This is a genomic window from Methylobacterium sp. GXF4, assembly GCF_000272495.1.
Taxonomy (GTDB): domain Bacteria; phylum Pseudomonadota; class Alphaproteobacteria; order Rhizobiales; family Beijerinckiaceae; genus Methylobacterium; species Methylobacterium brachiatum.
On the sequence record NZ_AKFK01000062.1, the window covers coordinates 20,157 to 27,467 of the forward strand.

11 protein-coding genes are annotated in these 7,311 nt (G+C 73.6%); 10 read left to right on the forward strand and 1 reads right to left on the reverse strand.

All coding sequences use genetic code 11. From position 1 onward, the window contains the following. Positions 1-6: 6 nt before the first annotated feature. Positions 7-576, reverse strand: a complete 570-nt coding sequence (locus WYO_RS15765; protein WP_007564216.1) for a hypothetical protein — start codon at positions 574-576, stop codon at positions 7-9. Between the two features lie 175 nt (positions 577-751). On the opposite strand from WYO_RS15765, the gene WYO_RS15770 reads away from it, so the two are divergent. The 10 genes from WYO_RS15770 (at position 752) to WYO_RS15815 (ending at position 7,214) form a co-directional block, all read left to right on the forward strand. Further along, positions 752-1,474, forward strand: coding sequence for an SDR family oxidoreductase (locus WYO_RS15770; protein ID WP_039903081.1), 723 nt, complete (start codon positions 752-754; stop codon positions 1,472-1,474). Between the two features lie 26 nt (positions 1,475-1,500). Continuing rightward, the gene (locus tag WYO_RS15775; RefSeq protein ID WP_007564219.1) at positions 1,501-2,619 is read left to right on the forward strand and encodes a hypothetical protein; all 1,119 of its coding nucleotides are present in this window, start codon (positions 1,501-1,503) and stop codon (positions 2,617-2,619) included. Next, a complete protein-coding gene (locus WYO_RS15780) occupies positions 2,616-3,086 on the forward strand; it encodes an NUDIX hydrolase (protein ID WP_007564221.1) in 471 nt (156 codons plus the stop codon). Before WYO_RS15775 ends, WYO_RS15780 begins: the two co-directional genes overlap by 4 nt. Then, positions 3,083-3,529, forward strand: coding sequence for a TIGR02301 family protein (locus WYO_RS15785; RefSeq protein WP_007564223.1), 447 nt, complete (start codon positions 3,083-3,085; stop codon positions 3,527-3,529). Before WYO_RS15780 ends, WYO_RS15785 begins: the two co-directional genes overlap by 4 nt. Before the next feature lie 159 nt (positions 3,530-3,688). Continuing rightward, positions 3,689-3,943 (forward strand): hypothetical protein, encoded by a 255-nt coding sequence (locus WYO_RS15790; RefSeq protein ID WP_007564226.1) that lies wholly within the window; start codon positions 3,689-3,691, stop codon positions 3,941-3,943. Between the two features lie 113 nt (positions 3,944-4,056). After that, the gene (locus tag WYO_RS15795) at positions 4,057-4,911 is read left to right on the forward strand and encodes a folate-binding protein YgfZ (protein ID WP_007564228.1); all 855 of its coding nucleotides are present in this window, start codon (positions 4,057-4,059) and stop codon (positions 4,909-4,911) included. A gap of 61 nt (positions 4,912-4,972) precedes the next feature. Continuing rightward, the gene (locus tag WYO_RS15800) at positions 4,973-5,587 is read left to right on the forward strand and encodes a DNA-3-methyladenine glycosylase I (RefSeq protein WP_007564229.1); all 615 of its coding nucleotides are present in this window, start codon (positions 4,973-4,975) and stop codon (positions 5,585-5,587) included. Positions 5,588-5,592: 5 nt separating this feature from the next. After that, on the forward strand, positions 5,593-6,186 hold the full coding sequence (locus tag WYO_RS15805) for an HD family hydrolase (protein WP_039903085.1): 594 nt from the start codon (positions 5,593-5,595) through the stop codon (positions 6,184-6,186). A gap of 52 nt (positions 6,187-6,238) precedes the next feature. After that, a complete protein-coding gene (locus WYO_RS15810; RefSeq protein ID WP_039903086.1) occupies positions 6,239-6,751 on the forward strand; it encodes a protein-tyrosine-phosphatase in 513 nt (170 codons plus the stop codon). 202 nt (positions 6,752-6,953) lie between these two features. Beyond that, on the forward strand, positions 6,954-7,214 hold the full coding sequence (locus WYO_RS15815; protein WP_007564235.1) for an exodeoxyribonuclease VII small subunit: 261 nt from the start codon (positions 6,954-6,956) through the stop codon (positions 7,212-7,214). Positions 7,215-7,311 lie beyond the last annotated feature (97 nt).

Below are 7,311 nucleotides of genomic sequence, written 5' to 3' on the forward strand. Positions count from 1 at the left end.
CGGGCGCTACCGCACCAGCGGCGGCAGCGGCGGCGGCCCGTCCTCGGGCAGCGCCGTGCGGGCGACGTTCATGGTCATGGCGAGCAGCGCGTAGTAGCCGTTGATGCCGGTGAGATCGACCGCGCCCTGCTCGCCGAACTGCGCGACCACGGCGGCGTAGGTGGCGTCGCTCACCGCGCGGTTGTGCTGCAGCTCGGTCGAGAACGCGTAGGCGAGCGCCTCCTCGGCGCTCATCGTGTCGGGGCGCCGCCCCTCGGCCAAGGCCTGTGCGGTCTCGGGCGCGACCCCGGCCTTGAGGGCGATCGGGTGGTGGATCTGCCACTCGACCTGCTGGCTCCACAGCCGGGCGACGATCAGGATCACGAACTCGCTGATCCGCAGCGGCAGGGCGCTGCCGTAGCGCAGGTACAGCCCCATGCGGCTGGCGCATAGCATCAGCTCGGGGCTGCGCAGCAGCGGGACGAACGGCCCGAAGACCGGGACCCCGCGCTCGGCCCGGAACGCCTCCGCGGCCGCGGCCTGCGCCGCCGAGAGGGTCTCGGCGGGTATCTCCGGCAGGCGGTCCGCATCCGTCATGGCTTGCCCCATCTCCCGTACCGTACGCGCGTGACGCACTCTGGATTTTCGAGGCCTGTCAGCCTAGACCCGTCCGGCTCACCGGGACGACGAGCGCCCGATCCGGACGCGATCCGAAACCCCGCCAGCGAGGCTTACGGCTTTGGCCCTCCCCGTCAACGAACGCCGGCGCATCATGCTGCTCACGGGCGCGAGCCGGGGCATCGGCCACGCAACGGTCAAGCGCTTCTCGGCGGCCGGCTGGCGGGTCATCACCTGCTCGCGCCACGCCTTCCCCGAGAACTGCCCCTGGGAGATGGGTCCCGAGGACCACCTCCAGGTCGATCTCGCGGACGCGCAGGACACGATGCGCGCCATCGAGGAGGTCCGGGGCCGGCTCGACGCCGAGGGCGGCGTGCTGCACGCGCTGGTCAACAATGCCGGCATCTCGCCCAAGGGGCCCGGCGGCGAGCGCCTGGGGGCCCTGGCCACCGAGTTCGACGGCTGGCAGCGGGTGTTCCAGGTCAACGTCTTCGCCACGATCCTGCTCGCCCGGGGCCTGCGCGACGAGCTCGCCCGCGCCCGGGGCTCGATCGTCAACGTCACCTCGATCGCCGGCTCCCGGGTCCACCCCTTCGCGGGCGCGGCCTACGGCACCTCCAAGGCGGCCCTCGCCGGCCTGACCCGCGAGATGGCCGCCGATTTCGGCCCCCTCGGCGTGCGGGTGAACGCGATCTCCCCCGGCGAGATCGACACCTCGATCCTGTCGCCCGGCACGGAAAAGCTCGTCGAGCAGATCCCGCAGCGGCGGCTCGGCACCCCGGACGAGGTGGCCAAGGCGATCTACTTCCTGTGCACCGACGCCTCGTCCTACGTGAACGGGGCCGAGCTGCACATCAACGGCGGCCAGCACGTTTGACCCGGCGATCCGGGCGGCCGACCGCCATGCGCCACACTCCGGCCGTCGGGCGCCGGAGCTTCGCGATTCTCCTCGGCTTGAGTCTGTGCGCGCCGCTCGCCCCTGCTCGCGCGGAGGCGCCGGGCGTCCGGATCCTGGACCTGCCCTTCACGGTGCGGGCCCTGCGCGGGCCGCGCAGCGAGGCCGCGGTCTCGGTGGCGACCTCCGGCCTGCTGCCGATCGCCGGCGCGAAATCCAGCCCGCCGGCGGGTGACGAGGAGAGCGCCCCGATCGCGGTGGTCTGGGGTGAGGATGGCGGCGCGGTGCTCAACGTGGTCGACGGTGCGGTCACGGTCCGGCCGATCGGCCGCGACGCCGTCGAGGGGCTGACCGCCGCCGAGACGCCGCGGGGCGCCCTGCCGGGCTCGCGCCGGGTCCTGGCCGGGGCGCTGAGCGCCTATCTCACCGGCCGCACCCGGGCGCCCGACGGGGGCGAGGCCGCCGCGGTCCTGACGATCCGCGAACGCCAGCCGATGGCGGTCAGCACCGACCCGAAACCCGTCCCGGTCGCCACCGTCACGGTGCCGGCGGGGGGCGACGCGGTGTTCGCGCCGCTCCGGCCGCGCCTGCTGCGCCTCGCGGGCCGCCCGGCCCTCCTGGCCGCGACCCTCGCGGGAGCGGATGCGGGCGGGCTCGTGCTGATCGGGCGCCCGGACGGTCAGGCGGGCTGGGCCGTCACGGCGCGCACGCCTCCGCAGCCCGGGCCGCCCCTCAAGATCGCCGGCATCGCGGATTTCACCGGTTCCGGCGGCGTCCAGGCCGCGACGGTGAGCGCCCGGGGGGTGCTGCAGCTCTGGACGCTGTCCCCTGGCACGATCGAACCGGCCGGCGAGGCCCCGGGCTACGCGGCCGGCGAGGGCGATGCCGACCTCGCCGTCGCGATCCCGGCCGCCGGGCCGCCCGAGCTCGTCCTGCCGGTGGCGGGCCGTCCGGAGATCGCCCTCGTCCAGGCCAAGGGGTCGCTGCACGAGCGCCTGCGCATCCCGCTGCCGGCGCCGGCGACCACCGGCATCGTGGCGTTGGGCGAGGGCGCGGCGACGCGGCTGCTCGTCGGCCTCGCCGACGGGCGCGTCGCCGTCATCGCCCCGGACGGAGGCAAGCCATGAGTGAGGGCGTGGCCGATGGCGGCAGCCGCCTGTTCCCGACCCGGCCGTTCGTGGGGGCGTCGATCGCCGTGATCCGCGACGGGCGCGTCCTGCTGGCGGCCCGGGCGAACGAGCCGATGCGCGGCGTCTGGACCCTGCCGGGCGGCCTCGTCGAGGCGGGCGAGGCGCTGGCCGAGGCGGCGTTGCGCGAATTGTCCGAGGAGGTCGGCCTGACGGCCGAGGTGGTCGGCGTGCTCTCGCCCACGGAGATCATCGTCCGGGACGAGGCGGGCCGCGCCCGCCACCATTACGTCGTCCATCCGCACGCCGCCCTGTGGCGGGGCGGCGAGCCCGTGGCCGGGCCGGAGGCCCTCGGGGTCCGCTGGGCGACGCGCGAGGAGGTCGCCGGCCTCGCGACGACCCCGGGCCTGATCGACACCCTGGACGAGGCGTTCGCGCGGGTGCGCGACAGAGGGGCGCGCGCGTGAGGTTTCCGGTCATCCTGTGCCTGGCCGCGACCCTGGCCGGCCCGGCCCTGGCGCAGCAGCGCGGCACCCGCGCGGCGCCGGCCCCCGCGAAGGAGGCGCCCAAGGAATCCGCCAAGGAGACCAGCCCGCAGGCGGACGCGCCCGCTCCCTACGACCGCGACCTGATGCGGATGTCCGAGATCATCGGGGCGCTCGCCTTCCTGCGCAGCCTCTGCGCGGCGCCCGACGCTGCGGAATGGCCCTCCCGCATGAAGGCGCTGATCGACTCCGAGGGCGTGACCCCGGCCCGCCGCGACCGGCTGGCGGGCGCCTACAATCGCGGCTATCGCAGCTACGCGCTGACCTACCGGGTCTGCACCCCGGCCGCGCACGAGGCGGCCGCCCGCTACGTCGCCGAGGGCGACAGGCTGTCGCACGCCTTGGCCGGGCGATTCGGCGGGTGATGCAGAGGCAACACACCTTTCCGGCATCCCCGAAAAGCATCAACTTCGAGCGCTCGCGTTAACCGATCTGAAATTCCCGGCTGGCCGAGGCGCGGGGAGCCGCCTATCATTCTCTCGTCCGCCGGGTCCCGTGCCCGGCGCAACGGAAGTATCGGGCCCATGCAGCACATCTCTCAGACCGCCCCCATCGAGGTCGATGTCGAGGAGAAACGCGTCGCTCTGAGTTACGTCTCGGAAGCGTTCGCGGAAGGCTGCCTCGACGGGCTCGACGGGGATTGCATGGCGCAGGCCGCCCTGTTTGCCGCCTTCCAGGAATTGGTGATGACCTACGGCGAGGAGGCCACCGCGCGCTACGCCGAGGGCTTTCCGGAGCGCATCCGCGGCGGTGCCTTCACCACGACCCTCCAGCATTGAGGAGAGTGGCGTCGGGCGATTCGGACGGTTGAGGCGGGCACCCGCAGCACCTACTTCCCGGCCACGCGATCCGGACCGCCGGATCGCCCCCGTCGCGTGAGGATCTGCCTGCCATGCCCGTCGCCCTGCTGCCCGACCGTGCCCTCGTCACCGTTACCGGGCCGGAGGCCGCCGCGCTGCTCCAGGGCGTGCTGACCTGCAACGTCGAGACCCTTGAGGATGCCGAGGCCCGCCTCGGCGCCCTGCTGGCGCCGCAGGGCAAGATCCTGTTCGACTTCCTGATCTCGCGGATCCCGGACGGGTTCCGGCTCGACACGGCCATCGATCGCGCCGCCGACCTGGCCAAGCGCCTGACGCTCTACCGGCTGCGCGCGCAGGTCGCGATCGCGGTCGACCCGACCGTGGCGGTGGCGGCTTCCTGGGCGGGGGCCTCCCCGGCCGTCGAGACCGACATGGTCGCGGATACCCGCCACATCGATCTCGGCGCCCGGCTCTACGCGGCCGAGGGCGCCTTCTCGGCCGATGCCGCGGAGGCCGACTATCACCGGCACCGCATCGCGCTCGCCGTGCCCGAGGGCGGGCGCGACTATGCCTACGGGGATGCCTTCCCCCACGAGGCGCTGATGGACCAGCTCGGCGGCGTCGACTTCAAGAAGGGCTGCTATGTGGGCCAGGAGGTGGTCTCGCGGATGCAGCACCGCGGCACCGCCCGCACCCGGATGCTGGCGGCCCGCTACGCCGGCGAGGCCCCGCCCCCCGGCACCGAGATCACCGCGGGCGGCAAGGCGCTCGGCACCACCGGCAGCGCCGCCGGCGGGCACGGCCTCGCCCTCGTCCGGCTCGACCGCCTGGCCGACGCGCTGGCGGCCGGTGCGACGCCGCTGGCCGGCGATCGTCCGGTGACGCTCGAGAAGCCGGCCTACGCGACCTTCGCGCTGCCGGAGGCGGCCGGATCGCCGGCGGCCTGAGCGGGCATCGGACCGCGGAGCGGCGATGGCGTTCCGCTCCTGTTCTCGCTAAACCGGCGGGATGTCCGAGACCGGCCTGATCGACCATCCCGACGGTTGCCCCCGCTGCTGGTGGGCCGGCCACGACCCGCTCTACGTCGCCTATCACGACACGGAATGGGGCGTGCCCGAGCGCGACGGCCGCGCGCTCTACGAGAAGCTGATCCTCGACGGCTTCCAGGCCGGCCTGTCCTGGATCACGATCCTGCGCCGCCGCGACGGGTTCCGCGACGCGTTCTCGGGCTTCGATCCGGAGGCCATCGCCCGCTACGGCGAGGCCGACGTCGCCCGGCTGATGAGCGATCCCCGCATCATCCGCAACCGCGCCAAGATCCTGGGCACGATCGCGGGCGCCCGGGCGTGGCTGCGCATCGAGGCGAACGGCCCCGGCTTCGCGCCGTTCCTGTGGGATTTCGTGGACGGGCAGCCGATCCAGGGTACCGCCCGGACCCGCGCCGAGATCCAGACCGAGACGCCGGTCTCCCGGGCGATCGGCAAGGCTCTCAAGGCGGAGGGGTTTTCCTTCTGCGGGCCGACCATCGTGCACGCCTTCATGCAGGCCGTCGGCATGGTCAACGACCACCTCGTCGGCTGCCACCGGCACGGGCCCTGCGCCGAACTGGGGCGCCCGGCATGAGCGAGATGCACGATCCGGCGCCCCGGGCCTGGCAGCGGATGCTGTCCGGCCGCCGCCTCGACCTGCTCGACCCCGCGCCCCGGGACATCGAGATCGCCGACATCGCCCACGGGCTCGCCCGGGTCGCCCGCTGGAACGGCCAGACCCGCGGGCCGCACGTCTTCTCGGTGGCGCAGCACAGCCTGCTGGTGGAGGCGGTCGGCCGCCACATCGCCCCCGGCTGCACCGATCCCGAGGGGCTGGAACTGCTGCTGCACGACGCCCCGGAATACGTGGTCGGCGACATCATCTCGCCGCTCAAGGCCGCGATCGGCGACGCCTATCGCGGGGTCGAGTTGCGCCTGCTCGCCGCCGTGCGCGGCCGCTTCGGCCTGGCCGAGCCCGCGCCCGGCCTCGGCCGCCTGGTCAAGCGCGCCGACCGGATCGCCGCCCATATCGAGGCCGTGGAACTCGCGGGCTTCGGGCCCGACGAGGCGGAGCTCTATTTCGGCGCGGCCCCGGACCTGCCAGAGTCCGTCCGGGCGCTGGCCGAACCGTGGCCCACCGCCCAGGCCGAAGCGCAGTTCCTCGACCGTTTCCAGGCCCTGTGCCGGACCTGAGCCGAAGGCCTCCGCCCTCGATCCGTCACGATCCCGCGCCATGGGCCGCCGCATGCCGAGTCTTCACGTCTGCCCGCTCTCGCGCCTGCCCGAGACCGTCGCCGCCACCGGGGCGAGCCACGTGCTCACGCTGGTCAATGTCGGCACGCCGCTCGAGCGGCCGGCGCTGATCGATGCCGAGAATCACGCCGTCATCGGGGTCAGCGACATCGCGGAGCCCCGGGACGGACACGTTTTGCCGGCTGACGAGCACGTCGCCGGCATCCTGGCCTTCGCCCGGGCCTGGCCCCGGGACAAGCCGCTGGTGATCCATTGCTATGCCGGGATCAGCCGCTCCACCGCGGCGGCCTATATTGCGGCCTGCGCGCTGGCGCCCGAGCGCGACGAGGGCGCGATTGCCGACGCCTTGCGGGCGGCCTCCCCGTCGGCCACCCCCAATCCCCTGTTCGTGGCGATCGCCGACCGGATGCTCGACCGGGATGGCCGCATGGTCGCGGCGATCGACCGGATCGGCCGCGGCGCCGAGGCGTTCGAGGGGACGCCCTTCTGTCTCACGCTTCCGTGACGGCCGCTCCCAAAACTTCCGGTTGTCGGCCCCGGCCGCCCTGCGCGCGGTCGTCCGAGGAGCATTCCGCAAGGCGCGCCGAGTGTGGCGCAAAGGCCGCCGCGTCACGCCAAAACGGTGCGGATCGCCCCGGTGCCGCCCTCGCGTGGGTTGTGGCCGCACCGGCTGCCGCCTTAGAACCGACCCAAAGGATGTGTGTGGGATGAACGCGAGCAGACCCGAGGTGGCCCAGGCCGCCGGCGACCTGCCCTTCGAGAAGGCGCTGGAGCAACTCGAGGAGATCGTGCGCAGGCTCGAGCGGGGCGATGTCCCGCTGGACGAGTCCGTGGCGATCTATGAGCGCGGCGAGGTGCTGAAGAAGCACTGCGAGGCGCTGCTGAAGCGGGCCGAGGCGCGGATCCAGCGGATCACCCTCGGTGCCGACGGGCGGCCCGAGGGCGTGGCGCCGCTCGATATATCCTGAGGCTCGGCGGTCAGACCGATCCCGTCCGATAGAGGTTGATGCCGTGGCGATTTCCCCCGAGCTGAGCGCGCTTCTCGACCGTGTCCCGGAGCCGGCT